Source organism: Streptomyces sp. ISL-94, assembly GCF_018614075.1.
GTDB lineage: Bacteria > Actinomycetota > Actinomycetes > Streptomycetales > Streptomycetaceae > Streptomyces.
The window spans coordinates 13,561-34,098 of the sequence record NZ_JAGGOZ010000038.1 but is presented as its reverse complement, the minus strand read 5'-3'; the positions used below and the strand labels follow the sequence as shown (position 1 = coordinate 34,098).

General features: G+C 73.8%; 19 protein-coding genes, 2 tRNA genes and 2 pseudogenes. 20 read left to right on the top strand and 3 right to left on the bottom strand.

The features are described from left to right. Positions 1–22: 22 nt before the first annotated feature. From J7E94_RS14475 to J7E94_RS14455, 5 genes are all read left to right on the top strand, one after another. Positions 23–853 carry a class E sortase gene (locus J7E94_RS14475; protein ID WP_215015605.1) on the top strand — a complete coding sequence of 277 codons (831 nt, stop codon included), beginning with the start codon at positions 23–25 and terminating at the stop codon, positions 851–853. Positions 854–880: 27 nt separating this feature from the next. Next, a complete protein-coding gene (locus J7E94_RS14470) occupies positions 881–1,540 on the top strand; it encodes a bifunctional 2-polyprenyl-6-hydroxyphenol methylase/3-demethylubiquinol 3-O-methyltransferase UbiG (RefSeq protein WP_215015648.1) in 660 nt (219 codons plus the stop codon). Between the two features lie 118 nt (positions 1,541–1,658). Continuing rightward, entirely contained in the window at positions 1,659–2,027 is a 369-nt protein-coding gene (locus J7E94_RS14465) for a DUF6412 domain-containing protein (protein WP_215015604.1), read from the top strand. A gap of 118 nt (positions 2,028–2,145) precedes the next feature. Further along, the gene (locus J7E94_RS14460; protein WP_215015603.1) at positions 2,146–2,862 is read left to right on the top strand and encodes a YidC/Oxa1 family membrane protein insertase; all 717 of its coding nucleotides are present in this window, start codon (positions 2,146–2,148) and stop codon (positions 2,860–2,862) included. A gap of 122 nt (positions 2,863–2,984) precedes the next feature. Further along, positions 2,985–3,842, top strand: coding sequence for a fumarylacetoacetate hydrolase family protein (locus J7E94_RS14455; protein ID WP_215015602.1), 858 nt, complete (start codon positions 2,985–2,987; stop codon positions 3,840–3,842). 113 nt (positions 3,843–3,955) lie between these two features. On the opposite strand, the gene J7E94_RS14450 is transcribed toward J7E94_RS14455, so the two are convergent. Further along, positions 3,956–5,125: a Gfo/Idh/MocA family oxidoreductase gene (locus J7E94_RS14450; protein WP_215015601.1), complete on the bottom strand. Its 1,170-nt coding sequence runs from the start codon at positions 5,123–5,125 to the stop codon at positions 3,956–3,958. A 56-nt stretch (positions 5,126–5,181) separates the two neighbouring features. Here J7E94_RS14450 and J7E94_RS14445 point away from each other — a divergent pair, with 56 nt between their 5' ends. From J7E94_RS14445 to J7E94_RS14410, 9 genes and pseudogenes are all read left to right on the top strand, one after another. Beyond that, positions 5,182–6,300 carry an ROK family transcriptional regulator gene (locus J7E94_RS14445; protein ID WP_215015600.1) on the top strand — a complete coding sequence of 373 codons (1,119 nt, stop codon included), beginning with the start codon at positions 5,182–5,184 and terminating at the stop codon, positions 6,298–6,300. A gap of 635 nt (positions 6,301–6,935) precedes the next feature. After that, on the top strand, positions 6,936–7,676 hold the full coding sequence (locus J7E94_RS14440; protein ID WP_215015599.1) for a hypothetical protein: 741 nt from the start codon (positions 6,936–6,938) through the stop codon (positions 7,674–7,676). A 108-nt stretch (positions 7,677–7,784) separates the two neighbouring features. Continuing rightward, positions 7,785–7,949: pseudogene (locus J7E94_RS35390) on the top strand (GntR family transcriptional regulator); the annotation flags it as partial. Next, a pseudogene (locus J7E94_RS14430) lies at positions 7,949–8,385 on the top strand (extracellular solute-binding protein); the annotation flags it as partial. The pseudogenes J7E94_RS35390 and J7E94_RS14430, both read left to right, overlap by 1 nt. Positions 8,386–8,477: 92 nt before the next feature. Continuing rightward, entirely contained in the window at positions 8,478–8,645 is a 168-nt protein-coding gene (locus J7E94_RS34520) for a hypothetical protein (RefSeq protein ID WP_251056659.1), read from the top strand. Between the two features lie 63 nt (positions 8,646–8,708). After that, the gene (locus J7E94_RS34515) at positions 8,709–8,858 is read left to right on the top strand and encodes a hypothetical protein (RefSeq protein WP_251056658.1); all 150 of its coding nucleotides are present in this window, start codon (positions 8,709–8,711) and stop codon (positions 8,856–8,858) included. Positions 8,859–9,001: 143 nt separating this feature from the next. After that, complete coding sequence (locus J7E94_RS14420) at positions 9,002–9,781, top strand: HAD-IIA family hydrolase (RefSeq protein WP_215015598.1); 780 nt, start codon at positions 9,002–9,004, stop codon at positions 9,779–9,781. Positions 9,782–9,862: 81 nt separating this feature from the next. Continuing rightward, entirely contained in the window at positions 9,863–10,477 is a 615-nt protein-coding gene (locus tag J7E94_RS14415; protein ID WP_215015596.1) for a hypothetical protein, read from the top strand. Next, positions 10,470–11,129, top strand: a complete 660-nt coding sequence (locus J7E94_RS14410) for a class F sortase (protein WP_215015594.1) — start codon at positions 10,470–10,472, stop codon at positions 11,127–11,129. Before J7E94_RS14415 ends, J7E94_RS14410 begins: the two co-directional genes overlap by 8 nt. Before the next feature lie 66 nt (positions 11,130–11,195). On the opposite strand, the gene J7E94_RS14405 is transcribed toward J7E94_RS14410, so the two are convergent. Beyond that, positions 11,196–11,269 (bottom strand) — tRNA-Lys (locus J7E94_RS14405). A 213-nt stretch (positions 11,270–11,482) separates the two neighbouring features. On the opposite strand from J7E94_RS14405, the gene J7E94_RS14400 reads away from it, so the two are divergent. From J7E94_RS14400 to J7E94_RS14380, 5 genes are all read left to right on the top strand, one after another. Beyond that, positions 11,483–12,802 carry a peptidoglycan-binding protein gene (locus J7E94_RS14400; protein ID WP_215015647.1) on the top strand — a complete coding sequence of 440 codons (1,320 nt, stop codon included), beginning with the start codon at positions 11,483–11,485 and terminating at the stop codon, positions 12,800–12,802. Positions 12,803–13,794: 992 nt separating this feature from the next. Then, complete coding sequence (locus tag J7E94_RS35660) at positions 13,795–15,540, top strand: SPFH domain-containing protein (RefSeq protein WP_308345038.1); 1,746 nt, start codon at positions 13,795–13,797, stop codon at positions 15,538–15,540. 176 nt (positions 15,541–15,716) lie between these two features. Then, a complete protein-coding gene (locus J7E94_RS14390; protein WP_215015592.1) occupies positions 15,717–16,310 on the top strand; it encodes a lytic polysaccharide monooxygenase in 594 nt (197 codons plus the stop codon). Positions 16,311–16,336: 26 nt separating this feature from the next. Next, positions 16,337–18,076: an AMP-binding protein gene (locus J7E94_RS14385; RefSeq protein WP_215015590.1), complete on the top strand. Its 1,740-nt coding sequence runs from the start codon at positions 16,337–16,339 to the stop codon at positions 18,074–18,076. 140 nt (positions 18,077–18,216) lie between these two features. Further along, a tRNA-Lys gene (locus tag J7E94_RS14380) sits at positions 18,217–18,290 on the top strand. A gap of 105 nt (positions 18,291–18,395) precedes the next feature. On the opposite strand, the gene J7E94_RS14375 is transcribed toward J7E94_RS14380, so the two are convergent. Then, complete coding sequence (locus tag J7E94_RS14375) at positions 18,396–19,154, bottom strand: IclR family transcriptional regulator (protein ID WP_215015588.1); 759 nt, start codon at positions 19,152–19,154, stop codon at positions 18,396–18,398. 229 nt (positions 19,155–19,383) lie between these two features. Here J7E94_RS14375 and J7E94_RS14370 point away from each other — a divergent pair, with 229 nt between their 5' ends. Then, entirely contained in the window at positions 19,384–20,496 is a 1,113-nt protein-coding gene (locus J7E94_RS14370) for an LLM class flavin-dependent oxidoreductase (protein ID WP_215015586.1), read from the top strand. The last annotated feature ends 42 nt before the right edge of the window (positions 20,497–20,538 follow it).

Here is a 20,538-nt window from a genome sequence, read left to right as displayed (position 1 = left end):
GGGAGGACTTAAGGTGCGGCCCGTGCGAGATCGCATACCTGTGGTGGTGCACGGGAGCGGCCGGCGGGTGCGCCGGGCCGGTCTCGCCGGTGTGCTGTGGGCGTGCGCCGAGGTGATCACCACGGTGGGTGTGGTGGTGGCGTTGCTGGTGGTGCACCAGGTGTGGTGGACCAATCGGCAGGCCGCGGCCGCCGCGCGGGAGCAGGTCCAGGCCCTGGAGAGTGAGTGGGGTGGTTCGTCGCCGTCCTCTTCCGTGGAAGGCGTGCCTTCTGCTGATCCTTCTGATGCTTCTGGCGTGCCTGCCGGTGAGGGGCGGGGTGGGGGGTCTCCGTCGTCCTCGTCCTCGTCCTCGTCCTCGTCCGCGCCCTCCCTGCCTTCGGCGCCCGCCGCCAGGCCGCCGGCCGCCGCCGCCCAGGAGCGGGCGTACGCCGTGCTGCGCATCCCGCGGCTCGGCCTCGTCGTCCCCGTCGCGCAGGGGGTCGACAAGCGCAGCGTGCTCGACAAGGGATACGCCGGCCAGTACCCCGGGACCGCCCGGCCCGGGGAGCGCGGGAACTTCGCGCTGGCAGGGCACCGCAACACCCACGGGGAGCCGTTCCGCTACATCAACCGGCTGCGGGAGGGCGACCGGCTGATCGTCGACGTGAAGGGGCGCAGGTACACCTACGTGGTGGGGAAGGTCCTGGACGAGACGACGGAGCGGGACACCGGGGTCATCGCGCCCGTGCCGCGGAGCGTCGTGAAGCCGGATCACGGGTACAGCGAGCCCGGCGCGTACATCACGCTCACCACCTGCACGCCCGAGTACACCTCCAAGTACCGTCTCGTGGTCTGGGGGACGCTCGCCTCCTAGGCGCGGACCGAGGTGACGGACGTGGACATGTCGACACTGCTGCACCGCCTCTTCCGAGCACTCGACCGCTTCCCCGCCGCCCACCCGTGGGACCACAACGCCCACTACCACCGGTGGATCATGCGGCAGCTCCCCCGGCGCTTCGAGAAGGCGCTGGACGTCGGCTCGGGCAGCGGCGACCTGGCGCGGCTCCTGGCCTCACGTGCCACGTCGGTGCTCGCTGTGGACGCAGACCCGGCGATCGTGGCCCGAGCGAGGGAACTCACTCCGCCGGGGGCCCCGGCGGCCTTCACCGTCGCAGACGCACGGACCGAGGTGGCTGCTGGTCCTTACGACGTCATCACGTGTGTCGCCACCATCCACCATCTGCCGTTCTCCGACACTCTGATCCGCCTTCGCCGGCACCTGGCACCGGGCGGCACCCTGGTGGTGGTGGGAGTCGCCCGAGCGCGGTCACTCGGCGACCACTTCCTCGGTGCTGCCGCCCTTCCGGCGAACGTCGCGATGGCCTGGATCAAGAACAAGGGGCGCAAGGCGCCACGGCCGGACTCGATGACCGCCCCTGCCCGGCCGGCGACGATGACCTTCGCCGACATCGTCGCTGATGCCCGCCGCGTTCCGCCCGGCGTGCGGCTGCGCCGGAGGCTGTTCTGGCGCTCCACGCTGGTCTGGCATCACGGCCGGTAGTTCTGTGGCACGCAACAGCGGTTGCCGGTCCTGTTGTCAGTGGGCGCGGTTAGAATCGGTCACGAGTACCGCATCTCGTACGGGAGTTCGTGCGCAGGAGGGGAAGGGGGCGGTCTGCATGGACGGGCCGGGACACGGCGGGCGCCGCCGCTCGCTGTCCTTCTCCCTGTTCTCCCGCGTCCTGGGCGCGGCAGCCGTGCTGCTGCCGCTGGTCCTGCTCGTGGGAGCGGCTCTCGGGCTGTTCGCCGGGGAGAGCGGGCCGGGCGCCGTGGTGGTCGCCCTCGCGGCCGCTGTCGCCGCCGTCTCCGTGGGGGCCGAGGCCCTGGCCGCCGCCGCGCGGCTCGTGCGGCCCGTGCCGCCGCACCGAATACGTACCGCCATCCGCGATCGCGAGCAGCGCACGGCCTTCCTGCCGCAGCGCGATCCCGATGCCTCGGGCCGGTCGCGGCCCAGGGCGCCCGGCCGTCTCGTCCTGACGGCCGCGTAGGGGCGCGCAGTACCTCTCGCCTTCTGCTGACTGACTGATCACTGTTGTCGCCCCTCGTGGGTCGTCACGCCGAAATGCCTGTCTTTCGACGTTCGACGAGACCCCTCGGAGGGCCCACGTGTCCGTTTTCACCCATCTTGTTGTCGAGCTGGGCCGGTTCCTGGAGCCGGTGCTGGCCGAGTCCGCGACCGCTGCCGCGATCGTGCTGTTCACCGTGCTCGTACGGCTCGCACTGCACCCGCTGAGCCGCGCCGCCTTCCGCGGCGCGACCCCGGTGGCCGGCTGCCTGCCCGTGCTGCTCCAGCTGCCGGTGTTCTTCCTGATGTACCAGGCGTTCTCCTCGGCGGACGAGCTGCTGAGCCACCGGCTCTTCGGCGCGCCGCTCGGGGCGCGGTGGACCGAGGCCCTCGGGGAGGGCGGCCTGTTCGGGGCGCAGGGGCTGGTGTTCCTCGGGCTGTTCGCGGCCATCGGCGTCGTGGCGGCCTGGAGTGCGGTGCGGGGGCGGCGGGCCGCGGCGGCCGCGCCCGTTCCCGCGCCCGTGCCCGCGCCCGCTCTCCCCGCGGCCGGACGGGCCGGCGCAGGCATGGCCGGGGGCAAGGCTGCGGGGAAGGGGGCGGCCGGGGCGCCGCCCGCGCTGACCGCCGAGCAGCAGGCTGCCCTGCGCAAGCTGGGCGGCGTACTGCCCCTGCTGTCGTTCGGGACGCTGATCACGGCCGCCGTGGTGCCGTTGGCCGCCGGGCTCTATCTGCTGACCACCACGGCGTGGTCGGTGGCGGAGCGCGCCTGGCTCCAGCACCGGGCCGGGGGCAGCGGAGCACCCCGTTCCAGTCTGTGAACAGGGTCTTGCGGATTGGTCGGACTTCTTGGAGGATTCACCAATCCTCCGATGGCCGCAACCCATCGTCCGGCCCGGGGCATGCCCATGGGCCGACCATCCTCGACCACGGGAGAATGCCCATGAAGCTGCTGCGTGTCGGACCGGTCGGGTCGGAGCGCCCCGCGCTGCTCGACCAGGACGGGACCCTGCGTGACCTGTCCGGCCTGATCACGGATGTGGACGGCGCCTTGCTCGCCGACGACTCCGTGCTGTCGCGGGTACGGGAAGCGGCCGAAGCGGGCGAGCTTGCGGTACTCGACGCCGAGGGGCTGCGCATCGGGTCGCCGGTCGGCCGTATCGGCAAGATCGTGGGCATCGGGCTGAACTACTTCGGGCACGCGGCCGAGGTCGGCGCGGAGCCGCCGGCCGAGCCGATCCTCTTCCTGAAGGCCGCGGACACCGTGGTCGGCCCGGACGACACCGTGCTGATCCCGCGCGGCAGCGTGAAGACCGACTGGGAGGCCGAGCTCGGCGTCGTCATCGGCAGCACCGCCCGCTACCTGGGCTCCGCCGAGGAGGGCCTCGCGCACGTCGGCGGGTACGTGCTGGTCAACGACGTCTCGGAGCGCGAGTTCCAGATCGAGCGCGGCGGCACGTGGGACAAGGGCAAGAACTGCGAGACCTTCACCCCCCTCGGCCCCTGGCTGGCCACCGCCGACGAGATCCCGGACCCGCAGGTCCTGGACGTGAAGCTGTGGGTCAACGGAGAGCTCAAGCAGGACGGCAACACCGCGGACCAGATCTTCCCGGTCGGCGAGGTCGTCCGGTACCTGAGCCAGTTCATGACCCTGTACCCGGGCGACGTCATCGTCACCGGTACGCCGGCCGGCGTGGCCATGGGCCAACCGGAGCCGAAGCCGTACCTGCGGGCCGGGGACGTCGTGGAGCTGGAGATCGAGGGCCTGGGCCGTCAGCGCCAGGAGTTCAAGGGCGCGTAACGCGAGCCTGAGGGGAAGGGGCGGGGCCGCCAGTGGTGGCCCCGCCCCGTCGTGCGTGTGCCCCGAAGGTTGCCGGGCCCGCCCCCGCGGGCCGCCCGGTTGCCGGCCCGCCCCTACGGCGCGGCAGGTGGGGCGGGGATTTCCACGACCACCCCGTCCCGGGACGAGACGCGGGCCGCCTCCAGTACGTCCAGGCAGTGCGCGGCCTCGTACGCGGTGACCGGCGCGGGGCCGCCCCCGCGCAGCGCGGCGGCCACCGCCGCGTAGTACGCCGGGTAGTCGCCCGGCACCGTACGGACCGGGGTCCCGCCGCCGGTCAGCGGGGACTCGCCGGAGCCCAGCCGCCCCCAGAGGTGCTCGGGCTCCTCCCCCCAGGGTGCGTCCCGCCCCGGCCGCAGCCCCTCGCGCAGCGCGACCTCCTGCGGGTCGAGGCCGTACTTCACGTAGCCGGCCCGCGAGCCCAGGACGCGGAAGCGCGGACCCAGTTGGGCAGTGGTGGCGCTGACGTAGAGGTGGGAGCGGACGCCGTTCGCGTGGGTGACGGCGAGGAAGGTGTCGTCGTCGGCCTCGGCGCCCGGGCGGCGCAGGTCGGTCTCGGCGTAGACCCGTACGGCCGGGCCGAACAGCACCAGCGCCTGGTCGACGACGTGGCTGCCGAGGTCGTAGAGCAGACCGCCGATCTCCTCGGGGGCGCCTGACTCGCGCCAGCCGCCCTTGAGCTGGGGGCGCCAGCGCTCGAAGCGGGACTCGAAGCGCTGGATCTCGCCGAGTTCGCCGCCGGCGAGGAGGCGGCGGAGGGTGAGGAAGTCGTTGTCCCAGCGGCGGTTCTGGAAGACGGACAGGAAGGTGCCGGTCCGCTCGGCGAGGGCGGCGAGTTCGCGCGCCTCGGCGGCGGTGGCGGCGAGCGGCTTGTCCACGACGACGGGGAGGCCGGCGGTGAGGGCGGCGGTGGCCAGCGGGACGTGCGTCCGGTTGGGGGAGGCGATCACGACGAGGTCGAGGGCGTCGCCGTCCTTCCGCTCCCACAGCTCGTCCGCCGACGCGGCGATACGGACGTCGGGGAACTCGGCGCGGGCCTGGGCCTGCCGGCCGGGGTCGGAGGTGACGAGGGTGTCGAGGACGAGTCCGTCGGTGGCGGTCACGAGGGGGGCGTGGAATACGGAACCGGCGAGTCCGTAGCCGACGAGGCCGACGCGGAGGGGAGCGGTGGCGGTGGAGGTGGCGAGGGGAGCGGGGACGGTGGAGGTGGCGAGGGGAGCGGGGACGGGGGCGGAGGCGTTCATACCGGCCACTTTGGCAACAGTGTTGCCGAAGTGCAAGGAGGGTGGACAATGGGCAGGTGAACAGGGGTAGCGGGGACTGGCAGGGTGGCGGCGGTGGTGGCGGTGGCGGTGGCGGTGGTGGCGTGAATCTGCCGGCGCTGCGCGGGCACAACGAGGCGTTGCTGCTGGACCTGCTGCGCGGCGGCGGGCCGGCCGGGCTGGGCCGCAGCGAACTCGCCGCCCGTACGGGGCTCACCCCGCAGGCCGTCAGCAAGATCACGGCGCGGCTGGTCGCGGAGGGGCTGGTCGGGGAGGCCGGCCGCGCCCCGTCCACCGGGGGCAAGCCGCGGACCCTGCTCCGGCTGGTACCGCAGGCGCGGCACGCGGTCGGGGTGCACGTGGACCGCGACGAGCTCCGGGCGGTACGGGTGGACCTCGCCGGCGGGGTCGTCGCCGAGAGCGGCGGCCCGCTGGACTTCGGGGCCGGGCCGGAGGTGGTGGTGGAGGCGGTCGTACGGGAGATCGCGCGGGTATCCGATCCGGCCGGGCCGGCGCCGCTGGGCATCGGGGTGGCCGCGCCGGGGCCGCTGGACCACCGGACCGGGGTGATGGGCCGGGTGACGGGGTTCCCGCGATGGGAGGGCTTTCCGCTGCGGGAGGTGCTGGCGGGGCGGCTGGGGGTGCCGGTGCTGCTGGACAAGGACACCAATGCCGGGGTGGCGGCGCCGCGGGACCCCTCCGCTCCGGCCTCCACCTCGGTGTACCTGCACGTCGGCACCGGGCTCGGGGCCGGATTGCGGCTGGGCGGCGAGATCTACCGGGGGGTGCGGTCGGGGGCGGGGGAGTTCGGGCACCAGGTGCTCCGGCTGGACGGGCCGCCGTGCCGGTGCGGGGGGCGGGGGTGTGCGGAGGTGCTGTGCCTGGAGGCGGTGGCCCGGGGGGATCTGGCGGGGGCGGCACGGATCCTGGGCGAGGGGGCGGCGAACCTGGTCGCGCTGCTGGATGTGGACCAAGTCCTGCTGGGCGGGCGCGTGGTGGGCGCGGCCCCGGAGGTCTTCGTGGAGGGGGTGCGGGCGGTGCTGGCGGCGCGGGCGTCGGCTGCGGAGCCGGTGGCAGTGGTGGGGCTGGCCGTGCGCGGCGTCGCGGAGGGGGCGGCGGAGCTGGCGCTCGCGCCGTTCTTCGGACGCGCGGCCTGACCGGCTCCCCCGCCGGGCGGCCCGGCCGCCGCGGCTCCCGCGCCGCCGGGTGTCAACCCCGGACCCCGCGCCTCAAATGCCGGCGGGGCTGGATACGCCCTGCGGGGCCGGATGGTTCCCGGTGGAGCCGAGTGGCGCCCGGCGGACCGGAAATGCCGGTCGTGGTGGGGCGCTGCCCGGGCCGCCCGGAATCACCTGGGCTCGGCCCCGGACCCCGCGCCTCAAACGCCGGCGGGGCTGGATACGCCCTGTGGGGCCGGATGGTTCCCGGTGAGCCGAGTGGTGCCCGGCGAGCCGGAAATGCCGGACGTGATGAGGCGCTGCCCGGGCCGCCCGGCATCACCTGGGCTCCGCCCCGGACCCCGCGCCACAAACGCCGGCCGGGCTCGATATGCCCTGCGGGGCCGGACGAACGCAGTGCAGGCGCGCCGGGACGGGGTGCCGCCGCCGGGTGCGCTGGGGCGGGCCCCCGGGGTGACCGGCTTGACCTCGTGGGCCGTCTGGGCGTAAACCGGAACAGCTCAGGCGCGGCGTGCCGTCAGGGGTTGCGCGTGGGTGGCACCGTTCGGGCAGGACCGGGGTGATTGTCACCTCGTCCGACCATCATCCCGCCCGGCGAGCAGCGAAGGTCTTCCATGCGACTGCGCAAAGCCCTTGCCCTCACCGCCGTACTCGTAGCCACCAGCGCGCCCACCGCGGCAGCGGACATCGGCAACGGCGGCGGGGCCCGGCCCGCGCCCGCGCTGCCCTCCCGCGCGCAGGCCACCTGCGGAGACGGGAAGAGCACCGCCTTCCCCATCGGAGCCCGCATCCGCGGCGGCCCGGCCGTCTACCGCACCGGCGGTGAGCCGCAGACCTGGTACCTGGACCTGACCAACACCACCAACTCCACCTGCACCGCCATCCACCCCGTCGTCGTCCTCACCGACAAGACCCGGGCCCTGCGCCCCGCCCACCTGCGGATGGAGTTCGACACTTCGAGCGGCACCCTCCCCGTCAGCCTGGAGCGGACCGACCGCGACGAGATCATCGCCGTCTTCGACGGCGGCGACGCCTTCCCCGGGTTCACCGTCGCCCCCGGCGGATCGCTGACCGTCAAGGTCCGCCTCGCCTTCGCGCCCGACGCCCCCACCGGCGAAGTCGTCGCCGACGCCGCCCTCGTCCAGCGCAAGGGCGACGACGGCGACTGGATCGGCGAGGCCGGCGGCTACCGGTTCTCCGTCGAGGGCCCCGAGGACCCCGTCGAGGCCGGCTCCCTCGCGCACACCGGCCCCCGCGCACGGGCGTACGGCGCCGGGACCGTGGCCGCGGCCGCCCTCGCCGTCGGCGGCGGACTCCTGCTGGGGGCCCGGCGGCTGCGCCGGCCCGCCCCCTGATCCCCCTGGGGACACTGGCGAAGCCGCCCGTACACGCGGCCCGCATGGAGTCCCTCCGCGGAAGAACAGACCCCGCACCACCGCCCGGGCTCGCCCGTCCGCTCCGGCATCCCCGAGCACGGCCGCATCCCCCAGTACTACGCAGTCAAGGCCCGCACCGCCGAGCTCCTCGACGAGCTCGGCGAGGGCGGCGCGCTCCCGACCGAGCGCGATCTCGCCGAGCGCTACGAGGTGTCCCGCGAGACCGTCCGCCAGGCCCTGCGCGAGCTGCTGTCGGCGCGTCCTCCTCCACCAGCAAGCTCGCGCCCAAGACCGACAAGGGCGAGCTGCTCGTCGCCAACGGCGACGTCCAGATGAACTTCGCGCAGTCCAAGTCCATGCCGAACCCGGGCATCTGGTTCCCAGCCAAGGACGGCGGCAAGCCGGCCCCTTCGCCCTCCCGTACGCGGCCGGCCTGGTCGACAAGGCGCCGCACACCGAGAACGGCAAGAAGCTCCTCGACTTCATGCTCGGCGAGGAGGCCCAGAAGTTGGTCAGCGAGGTGGGCGGCGGCTTCCCGGCACGCACCGACGTCAAGCCGACCGGCGCCAACGCCGTCGAGCTCGCCAAGATCATGACCGGTGTCGAGGTCTTCGAGCCGGACTGGGCCGACATCGACAAGAACCTCACCGCCTACGTCGACGCGTGGAAGTCGGCCACCGGAAGCTGACTGGTTGCCTCCTGGTCGCCCGCGACCGGAAGAGGGAGGCTTGCATACAGGTCTGGACCGAACGTGCGCAGAGAACCTCCGGTCCGGACCCGGTGCATGTCCGCACCTCCCCGCGGGCGGCGACCACGCTCCAGCAGGTCGGCGTCCCCACGACCGGGCTGGACGGCGTCGCGCCGAACGCCCCGGACAGCGATGCCTTCGACGGCCTGCGCCCCAACCTCCAGGCCCGCGTGACGAGACGGGAATTCCGGCGGGGGTGAAGGGCTTTACGCACACCCCGTTTGCCGGCTGGTCCGTGGACAACTCCAGGACGGGCACGGGCGGTGTCACCCTCCTACACGGCGGACGCCGTCGCCCAGGCGGAGTCCCTCCCGCTGCAGATCCCGGCGGGTGCCGCGGACGTCCGGATCCGCTTCCGCCGCAGCGGCGACAACAACTGGTACTGGACCGTCGACAACGTCCAGTTGGGCTGATCCACACCCGCGCGTCCGGGCTGTGGACGCCCACGGCGTCCGCAGCCCCGCCCCGATAGGGTGGTACAGACCAGAGGTCCCAGGTCAGAGACCGCAGATCACAGGTCACAGGTCGCAGACCACCGAGAGCGGAGAACAGTCCAGTGGCAGAGCGCAAGCCGATCGAATCCTGGCTCACCGACATGGACGGGGTCCTGATCCACGAGGGCACCCCCATCCCCGGCGCCGATGCCTTCATCAAGCGGCTGCGCGAATCCGGCAAGCCCTTCCTGGTGCTGACCAACAACTCCATGTACACCCCCCGCGACCTCCAGGCCCGCCTGAGCCGGATGGGCCTCGACGTCCCCGTCGAGAACATCTGGACCTCCGCGCTCGCCACCGCCAAGTTCCTCGACGACCAGCGCCCGGGCGGCACCGCGTACGTCATCGGCGAGGCCGGCCTGACCACCGCCCTGCACGACATCGGCTACGTCCTGACCGACCACGAGCCCGACTACGTGGTCTTGGGCGAGACCCGCACCTACAGCTTCGAGGCCATGACCAAGGCGGTCCGCCTGATCAACGGGGGCGCCCGCTTCATCTGCACCAACCCCGACGAGACCGGCCCCTCCACCGAGGGCCCGCTCCCGGCCACCGGCGCCGTCGCCGCGCTGATCACCAAGGCGACCGGCAAGAAGCCGTACTTCGCCGGCAAGCCCAACCCGCTGATGATGCGGACCGGCCTGAACGCGATCGGCGCGCACTCCGAGACCAGCGCGATGATCGGCGACCGGATGGACACCGACGTGCTCGCCGGCCTGGAGGCGGGCATGCAGACCTTCCTCGTCCTCACCGGTCTGACCACGGCGCTGGACACCGAGAGGTTCCCGTACCGGCCGACCAGGACGGTCGACTCGATCGCCGACCTGGTGGACCTCGTGTAACGCGTACGGCTAACACGTACGGCGCCGCTCCGGATGCGGAGCGGCGCAGCGCGCGTGAATCTCCTTGTTGAGGAGGTTCACATGCGCAGTGTTCTGATCGTGCTCCGTGTCACCGGGGTGGCCGTCGCCGTGACGGCATTGACCGCCGTGGCAGCGCCCACCGCCCTCGCGGGGGAGGAGGACCGATGGGGAAGCGGCGGCGATCGCGGCAGCATCTCCGTCGAGCCGGATCCGGCCCACCCGGGGGCGCAGGTCAAGCTGCGCGTCCACGGCTGTGACGGCACGAGGGGTACGGCCAAGTCCTCCGTCTTCGCGACGGACGTCGAGCTGTTCGGCCGCGACGGCGGCCGCAGCCCGCTGTACGGCGAGGCGGTGATCAGCTCGCACGTCCAGCCGGGCCGGCATTCCATCCGGGTGAGCTGCGGCGGTCACGACAAGGTCAGCGGCTCCATCGAGATCGGCGAGCACCGACCGTCCCACCACGCCTCGCCGGTCTGGCCGGTCCACGCGGGCGGCGGCGGCATGGCTGCCGAGGTCCAGGAGACCTCCCGGTTGGCCGCGTCCGCCAAGAAGGACCACGGGGGTGACGGCCCGGGTCTGCCGCACACCGTGATCGGCGCCGTGCTGGCCGCCGCCGCCACCCTGGCCGTCGCGGGCCGGGCGCTGACCCTGCGCCGCCGCCGCAACGGTGGCTGAGGGCAGGGCCTCGCGCGGCGGCCGGCTGCTGACCCTCGCCGCCTGGTCGGTGCTGGTGCTCGGCCTGTGGCTCTGGGGCCGCCAGATCACCGGGGTCCCGGCCCCGCTCGCCGGCCAGGCCGGCGGGGCGGTGGGCCCGGGCCTGCCTGCCGCGCACGCCCCCCTCCCCGTGGCCCTGCCCCAGCGCGTCGACGTGCCCTCCATAGGCATCCAGGCCCCGGTGATCTCCCGGGGCCTGGACACCGACGGTGCGATCGAACCGCCCCCGTACGACAGCCCCGGCACCGTGGGCTGGTGGGGCAAGGGCACCCCGCCGGGCGCCGCCGGGGCCGCGCTGATGGTCGGGCACGTGGACACCAAGTCCAAGCCGGCGGTGTTCTACGGGCTGAGCTCGGCGCAGCCGGGTGACAAGGTGCGGGTGGTGCGTGCGGACGGCTCGGTCGCCGAGTTCACCATCGAGGACGTACGGGTCTACGAGCGGGCGGGCTTCGACCCGCACAAGGCGTACGGCCAGCGGGTCAGGGGACGGGCCGAGCTGCGGCTGGTGACCTGCGGGGGCTCCTACGACAAACGGGCCAAGGAGTACACGGCGAACGTGGTGGTCTCCGCCTATCTGACGGGCGCGGGAGTCCGCCCGGGGACGGCGGCGTAGCCCGCCGTTCGGAGGAAAACGAAGAAGCCCCCCACAGCTTTCGCTGCGGGGGGCTTCCTCCGTCTGTGCGCCGCCAGGGACTCGAACCCCGGACCCGCTGATTAAGAGTCAGCTGCTCTAACCAACTGAGCTAGCGGCGCTTGCTGACAGGGAAAACTCTACCCCACCTCCGCGGGTGCTCGTGACCGGCCACGCCCACCTTGTCGGATTAACCCATGTTTGGGGAGTTTGTCGTGCACGATATGTCTGGCCGCGCAACCTGACGCCCCGCCAGGTGCTGTCGTGGCCGACCAGTGGACGAGCAGGGGAGTGGACGGAACCGCATGACGATGCAGCCGCCGACGCATGTGCAGATGCCGATGCCCGTTTTCGAGGAGTACGAGCCCGCGGGTGACTGCGTGTGCCGGGGATGCGCCCAGCGCCGCCGCTCCCTCGCCCGCGCCCGGGCCATACCGCTTCGCGACGGGGGTCATCCCGCCGCGCGCGGGGCCCGCCGGGCGCTGGTGCTGGCCACCGCCGCCGGAGTGGTCCTGGGCGGTGGCGGCGCAGCCGCGGGGGCGGTGACCACTCCGGTCCCCAGCCCGGTCGCCCTGGACGACCCCGGCTCCCCACAGGGCGGCCGGGGCCCGCTGCACGGCCCGAAGAAGGGCCCGGTCGGCAAGCCGGGCGCACCGGCCGGCGTGAAGCGGATCGACCGGACGACGATCGTCAACCGGGCGAAGCTGTGGCTGGACGCGAAGGTCCCGTACAGCATGTCCGACTACTGGACGGACGGGTACCGGCAGGACTGCTCGGGCTACGTCTCCATGGCCTGGAACCTCGGCACGAACGAGTGGACCGGCAGCCTGGACAAGTTCGCCACCAAGATCACCAAGGCGGAGCTGCTGCCGGGGGACATGCTGCTGTTCCACAACCCGGCGGACCCCAACAACGGCTCGCACGTGGTCCTCTTCGGCGGCTGGGTCGACGAGACGCAGACGCACTACATCGCCTACGAGCAGACGCGGCCCATGACGCGGAAGCTGGCCACGCCCTACGGCTACTGGGCCAACGCGAGCAAGTACGTCCCGTACCGGTTCAGCGGGGTCACGGGCGGGATCCTGCCCGAGGATCCGGCGCCGGGGCCGAAGCCGGGGGAGTCGACGGTCTTCCCGGGCGCCGCGAAGTTCGGACCGGGGCAGACCAACGACTACATCGCCCAGCTGGGCCGGATGCTGATCGAGCGCGGCGCGTACCGGTTCTACCCGAAGGGGGTGGCCGACCGGACGTGGAGCGAGCACGACCGGCTTGCCACCCAGGCCTTCCAGGCCGCCCAGGGCTGGACGGGTGCGGAGGCTGACGGCATCCCGGGCGCGCACACCTGGCGGCTGCTGGTGGAGCGGCAGGGCCAGGACATCCCGCCGACGGTGGCGGCCGCGCCGGGTCCGGGCGGGGTACGGGCCTACCCGGGACCCCCGGTGTTCCGCCCGGGCCGGTCACACGAGGCCATCACCGCCCTGGGCCGCCAGCTGGTGAAGAAGGGCTTCGGCAAGCACTACACATCCGGTCCGGGCTCCCGCTGGGGCGAGGCCGACCGCCGCAACGTCGAGGCCTTCCAACGCGCCCAGGGCTGGCGCGGGGCCGCGGCCAACGGCTACCCGGGCCCGGAAACCTGGAGACGGCTCTTCGCATGACGGAGGTAACGATGTACCCCACGCACACCACCTCGACGACGGGCACCCTCCGGGTACCACCCGCCCCGGAGTCCGCGTCTCCGCGAGCGACCCCGCCCCCCGCCCCGGCGGGCCCGGCGCCCGCGCGGGCATACGCGGACCGGTCGGCGGGCCCGGCTCCCGTCCCGGCGGACTCGGCGCCCGCCCCGGCAGACTCGGCCTCCGCCGGGGCGGACTCGGTGCCCGCGCGAGCGACCTCGGCTCCTGCCCCGGCGGGCCCGGTGCCCGCGCAGGCATACGGGGACCGGTCGGCGGACTCGGCGCCCGCCCCGGCGGACTCGGTGCCCGCGCGAGCGACCTCGGCTCCCGCCCCGGCGGACTCGGTGCCCGCGCGAGCGACCTCGGCTCCCGCCCCGGCGGACTCGGCGCCCGCGCGCGTATACCCGGACCCGGCGGTGGCCTCGGCCCCGTCGGAGTCGGGGCCCCCGCGCGCGTACCCGGCCCCGACAGCGGTTCCGGGCCCGGCCCCGGACCGGTCGGTGGTCCCGGCCCCGGAACGGGCTGCGGCGCGGGCCGTCGGGTCTGCCCCGGCAGCGGCTGGGTTCTGGTCCCCGCCGGCAGACTTGGCCCAAGCGCCCCTGGAGCCCGCGGCCCCGCTGCCCGAGGAGCGGCCCGTTGCCCCTGACTCCGCCGCGGCGGAGTCGCTGGCCCCGGTAGCGGTCCCGGCGCCGGACCGGGCCGGCGCCCCTGCCCCGGCAGGGGTCGGGCTCGTGCCTCCGCGCGGATATCCGGCCGCTGATCCGGCGGCCGCCCCCGCCCCGGCCTCCGATCGGGCGGCGGTGCCGGCCCCGTCGGAGTCCGTGCCCCCGCGCGGGTACGCGGCAGCGGCCCCGACTCGGCCTATCGCCCCTGCCCCCGCCGCGGCGGAGTTCGCGGACCCGCTCGCCTACCCGGACCGGGCCGTTGACCCTGCCCCGGCGGGGTTCGCGTCCCCGCGGGCACACCAGGGCCCGGTGCGAGCCGCCGAGTCGGCGCCCGTGTGGGGCGTCGGCGCGCCCCGCGAGGCGGTCGAGCCGGGCGTGCCGGCCGCGTTCGAGGTGGCTTCCGCCGCGCCGGTACCGACGGCCGCGGCCGAGACCTCCATTGGCTGGGCCACCGCGGCCACGACCCTCCTTGTGGAGGATCCCGCCCGGGCGGTCAGGCCGGAGCCGGAGCCGGAGCCGGAACCCCAGCTCCCGCAGTCCGGGCCGGAGGCCACTCGCTCCGGCTCGCCGATCGGGCTTGAGCTGCCCGCGGCCCGGGGGCAGGCAGGATCCGAGCCGGTGCACCCGTACGCCGACATCCCGCACCCGCAGGAGGAGGCGGGCCCGCGCCTGCGGACCGCCGACGGGGAGTCGGCGATCCCGCACCCGCAGGACCCCGAGCCCGCCGGGCCGGAGCCCGCCCCCGAGCCTTGGCCGGACCTGACAGGCGACTTCGGACCCGACCTCGGACCCGACCTCGGACCCGATCTCGGCCCCGACCTCGGACCCGACCTCGCCCCCGACCTCGGCCCCGACCTCGCCGTCGAAACGGAGCCGGACCCCGAGCCGGAGCACCCGCACCGCGGCGTCCCCGGCCCCGGCGTGGCCGAGATCGTTGTCCAGGCGGTGGCGCGCGGGATGGAGCGGGAGGAGGGGCAGAAGCAGGCGCACGCGCAGGACGTCCCGCACGTCGGCCCGTACCGGGGGAGCGCGGTCACCGAGGTGCCGGTGCACCTGCCCTTCCGCGGCGAGCCGAAGCGGCTGACCCCACCCGCCGACCCCGCCCACCGGGCGGCCACGCCGGCCACCGCGCGCCCCGCCCCCGGCCGCCGGGTCCCGCCGGGTGACGAGCGGCTCCGCGAGCACCGCGGCCCGGTCCTGCCCGGCTGGATCGGCGTCGGCGTCGGCGGCCTCGCCCTCGCCGGGTGCGCCGCCGTGCTCTGGCGCGCGGGGATCGTCCCGGCCACGGTCGTGGCGGCCTTCGGCGCGCCCCCGCGCGCCTACCAGGGCCTGCGCGCCACCCACTGGCCCCCGCTCGCCTTCCTCGGCATCGTCACCCTCCTCTCCCTCGGCGGCCTCGGCCGCATCCGCACCGGCCACGCCTGGGTGCTCACCCTCTTCGGCCGCTACCGCGGCACGGTCCGCCGTACCGGCCTGACCTGGGTCAGCCCCCTCCTCCTGCGCCGCCGGGTCGACGTACGACTGCGGCACTGGCGCAGCGACCCCATGCCCGCCGTGGACTCCGGCGGGCTCGCCCTCCAGGTCGTCGTACAAGTCGTGTGGCAGGTCAAGGACACGGCGCGGGCCACCCTCGCCGTCGAGGACCACGTGGAGTACCTGGCCGAACAGGTCGAATCCGCCATGGCCCGCGTCCTGTCCCAGCTCCCCGCCGATGCCTTCCACGAGGACGCCCCGACCCTGCGCGACGCCGAGGCCGTCGGCGACGCGCTGACCCGGATGCTGGCGGCGGAGACCGAGGCCGTCGGGATCGAGGTGTTCTCGGCCCAGCCGACCCGGATCGAGTACGCGGCCGAGGTCGCCCAGGCCATGCGCCGCCGCCGGGTCGCGGCGATCGACGCCAAGCACCGGGACACCGTGCTGACGTCGGTCGTGGACGCCGTCGACGACACCGTCCACCGGCTGACCTCGCGCGGGCTCGTCGAGCTCGACGACTACGAGCGCAAGGCCCTGGTGAAGGACCTCACCGTCGCCTTCTACACGGGACGCTCCGAGTAGCGCCGGCGGAACCACGGGAACGGGTGGCCGGAACCGACCGGACCACCCGTTCCCCCTTTGGTATGGACACGGACAACTCCCGTCAATAATCTGGGACTTGGTCTAGACCTGAATGGCAGTGCGCGCACTCTCCCGAACTCCCCCCACGTTCAAGGAGCATCATGCGTAGCCTCCGCATGCCCAGACGAGCCGGCGCCGCCCTGCTCGGCCTGGGCCTCGTCGCCGGCGTATCCGTCCTCAGCGCCCCCACCGCGAGCAGCCACGGATACACCGACACCCCCATCAGCCGCCAGAAGCTTTGCGCCAACAAGACCGTCTCGAACTGCGGCTCCATCCAGTGGGAGCCGCAGAGCGTCGAGGGCCTCAAGGGCTTCCCGGCGGCCGGCCCCGCCGACGGCAGGATATGTTCCGCCGGCCTGCCGCAGTTCGCCGAGCTCGACGACCCGCGCGGCGGCGCCTGGCCCACCACCAAGGCGACCAGCGGTCAGAGCTACGGCTTCCGCTGGCAGTTCACCGCCAACCACTCCACCACCGACTTCAAGTACTACGTCACCAAGAACGGCTGGACCGGCACCAAGGCCCTCACCCGCGCCGACCTCGACCCCCAGCCCTTCCTCACCGTCGCCTACAACGGCGCCCGCCCCGCCATGACCACCGTCCACCAGGGCGCCATGCCGAGCGGGAAGTCCGGCCGTCACATGATCCTGGCCGTCTGGACCATCAACGACACGGCGAACGCCTTCTACGCCTGCTCCGACGTTCAATTCTGACGCAACGCCAGCTACCCTCCGGCGGCATGCGGACGACGACTGCACCCGAAACCGTCGCGGAGCTCATCGCGCGCCAATGGGGCGACCACCGGCCCGGGCTGATGTACGGGGACGCCGAACGGCACGTCCTCACCCACCACCGGACCGCCCAGGAGGCCGCGGCACGCGCCGCGCTCCTCGTCGACCTCATGCCGCCGGGGGCCGAACCCCACCTCGGGGTGCTTCTGGACAACACCCCCGAGTTCCCCTTCTGGCTCGGCGCGGCGGCCCTCGCCGGGGCCGCCGTCGCCGGGATCAACCCCACCCGGCGCGGCCCCGAGCTGGCCCGCGACATCCTGCACACCGACTGCCGGATCCTCGTCACCGAGCGCGTCCACCTCCCGCTGCTGCGCGGCCTCGACCTGCCGGGCGTACGGATCCTGGTCACGGGCACCGAGGAGTACGAGGCCCTGCTCGCCCCGTACGCCGCCGCCAAGCCGGGCGCGGCCGTGCTGGGCAGCCCCGGCCCGGCCTCCCGGCTGCTGCTCTACTTCACCTCCGGCTCCACCGGCGCCCCCAAGGCCGCCCTCTGCACCCAGGGCCGGCTGGCGGCGGCGGGCTCGGCGCTGGCCCGCCAGTTCTCGGTGGGCCCGGACGACGTCCACTACATCTGCATGCCGCTCTTCCACGGCAACGCCGTCATCGCCGACTGGCTCCCGGCGCTCGCCGGCGGGGCCGCGGTGGCGCTGCGCCGCCGCTTCTCGGCCTCCGCGTTCCTGGACGACGTTCGGGCCTACCGGGCCACGTATTTCACGTACGTCGGGCGGGCGATCCAGTACCTCCTGGCCACCGAGCCCCGCCCCGACGACCGCGCGCACACCCTGCGGCTCGGCTTCGGCACCGAGGCCGGGGCGGTGGACGCGGCCCGCTTCGCCGAGCGGTTCGGGGTCCGGCTGGTGGAGGGCTACGGCGCCACCGAGGGCGGGGCCTCGGTCCAGCGCACCCCCGACACCCCGCCGGGCGCCCTGGGCCGGGCGGGCGCCGGGGACGACCTGGCGGTGATCGACCCGGAGACGGGCTCCGAATGCCCGCCCGCGGTCCTCGACCCGGAGGGCCGCCTGCTGAACGGTTCCTCGGCCATCGGCGAACTGGTCAACCGGGGCCGCAGCCTCTTCGAGGGGTACTGGCGCAACCCCGACGCGGAGGCCGCCCGGACCCGGGACGGCTGGTACTGGACGGGAGACCTCTTCTTCCGGGACGCCGACGGATTCCTCTACTTCGCGGGCCGCACGGACGACCGCCTCCGGGTCGACAGCGAGAATCTGGCGGCCGCGGTGATCGAGAACATCCTGGCCCGCTGGTCCGACGCGGCGGCAGTCGCGGTGTACGCCGTCCCGGATGAGGTCGCGGGCGACCAGGTGATGGCGGCCCTCGCCCTGCGGGAGGGAGCCGAGTTCTCGCCCGCTGCCTTCGAGGCCTTCCTCGCCGCCCAGCCCGACCTCGGCACGAAGATGAGCCCGCGCTACGTCCGCGTGGTCCCGGCCATGCCGGTCACGGCCACCAACAAGGTCCACCGCGTGGCCCTGCGCCGCGAGGCCTTCCTCCCCCAGCCCCCCAGTCCCGACCCGGTCTGGTACCGCGCCCCGTCCGGCCGCTACCGCCCGCTGGACACCGAGACCCTGTCCACCCTCCTCGCCACCTACGATTCCCAGGGCCGTACACACCTCCTGACCCCGCCGCCGGGGCCTCCCGCACCTCAACCGCCGACGAGCCTGGACGACGGCTGACCGGCGCGCCGCCGTTGCGGGGCCGGCTCCGCCCCGCACCCCCGCGCCTCAAACGCCGGGTCCTGGCGGTCCTCGCGTACCTCCGCGGGTAATGGTTTTGAGCACCCCTGAGGACCAGGTAGTATTTTCTCTGTCAGCAGGCGCCGCTAGCTCAGTTGGTTAGAGCAGCTGACTCTTAATCAGCGGGTCCGGGGTTCGAGTCCCTGGCGGCGCACCTGTCCTTCGGGCGGTTTCCGGTTCATCGGGAACCGCCCGAAGTGTTTTCCCGGCCGTCCGGCCGTGTGGCCGCCCCTCCCGGCCACCCCGTACGCTCGCCGCCTCACAGCGTGAGCGACAGCAGCAGCGGCGCGGCCTTCCGGTTCAGCGTGTCGGCCGCGGCCCGCAGCCGGTGCGCGTGCTCGACCGGCATCGACAGCGCCAGGCAGCCCACCGACGCCCCGGCCGTGATCGGCACCGCCGCGCAGACCGTGCCCACGGCGTACTCCTGGAGGTCCAGCACCGGCACGGTGGCCGGCTGGGAATCCAGCTTGGAGAACAGGATCCGCTCGTTCACGATCGTCTTCGACGTGAGCCGGGCGATCTTGTGGCGGGACAGGTGGTCGCGCCGCCCGTTCAGGTCGAGCTGGGTGAGCAGGCACTTGCCGACCGCGCTGGCGTGCGCGGCAGAGCGGAAGTCGACCCACTCGTGCACCTTGGGCGTCCGCGGGCTGTCCGCGAACTGCGTGATTCTGACCTCGCCGTCCACGTACCGGCTGATGTAGACGGCCGCGCCGACCGAGTCCCGCAGCCGGTCCAGGGTCTCCTGGAGCTTGTCGGTCAGGGCTTGCTGCCGGTCGACGCCGGAGCCGAGCAGGACGAGGGAATCCCCTATGGCGTAGGCGCCGTCGGACACCTGCAGGACATATCCCTCCCGGCGCAGCATGAGCAGCATCGGGGCGAGATGGACTGCGGGCAGGCCGGTCTCACGCGCGATCTGCACATCGGTCACACCGCCGGTGTGCCGTGCGATCGTTTCGAGTACGCGTAGTGCGTACTGCACCGAGTGGAACGGCGCGGTCGGCTCGGGCTTCAGCGCCACGGTTTCCCCCTAGCAGGTTGTTACCGCTTGCCCTACCACGATAGCCATCAAGAGGCCCATGTGGAGCGCCTGTTGAGGAGATTGATGGCTCAATCATGTCACTCTGCCAGGACCTACTCCCCTGGCATATGCCACGGTCATGAGTACTGCCCCGGTGTTGCCGGGAATGCCCGGGCCCCGCGCACGGTTCGAAGTCTCCGTACGGACGGGAACCGAGACGGGAGCGACGATGAGTGACACCGGGGACGGGCGTCGGCAGGAAGGCCGCGACGGGATCCGCGGCACCGCGAGGGGCCGGGCACCCGTACCGCTCTCGGTCCTGGACCTCGTCACGGTGGGCGCCGGCAGCACCGCCCACGCCTCCCTGCGCACGAGCGTGGACATAGCCCGGCTCGCCGAGTCCCGCGGCTACCACCGCCACTGGGTCGCCGAGCACCACTCGATGCCCGGGGTCGCCAGCTCCTCCCCGGCCGTGATCCTCGCCCACCTCGCCGCGCACACCTCCCGCATCCGGCTCGGCTCGGGCGGGGTCATGCTGCCCAACCACGCCCCGCTCGCCATCGCCGAGCAGTTCGGCACCCTGGAGGCGCTCGCCCCGGGGCGGATCGACCTCGGGCTCGGCCGGGCGCCGGGCACCGACGGGCGCACGGCCGCCGCGCTGCGCGGGCCCGGGCGGCTGGACGAGGCCGCGGAGGCGTTCCCCCGGCAGCTCGCGGAGCTGACCCGCTTCCTCGACGACGACTTCCCCGACGGGCACCCGTACGCCCGCGTGCACGCCGTACCGGGTCCGGTGCAGGGGCCCGCCGGGCGGCCGCCGCTGTGGCTGCTCGGCTCCTCCGGCTTCAGCGCCCGCCTCGCCGGCGAGCTCGGGCTGCCCTTCGCCTACGCCCACCACTTCTCGGCGGCCGGCACCCTGCCCGCACTCGACCTCTACCGGCAGAGCTTCCGCCCCTCGGCCGTCCTGGACGCCCCCTACGCCCTCATCGGGGTCTCGGCGCTCGCCGCGGACACCGACGCGCAGGCCCGCGCCCAGGTGCTCACGGGCGCGCTGTCGATGCTGCGGCTGCGCAGCGGCCGGCCCGGGCTGGTCCCGACGCCCGAGGAGGCGGCGGCGTACGCCTTCTCCCCGCTGGAGCGGGAGTTCGTGGACGGCTGGCTCGCGAACATCGTCCACGGCACTGCCGACGAGGTGCGCAGCGGACTCGACGACCTCGCCAAGCGGACGGGCGCGGATGAGCTGATGCTGACCGCCAACGCCCACAGCGGCGCCGCCAGATTGCACTCCTACGGGCTCATCGCAGATGCGTACGGCCTGCCGTTGGAGGCACCCGCCACCGGTTGACCGGATGCGAACGGGGTTTGGCTGGTTTGTTGCCGAAACCTT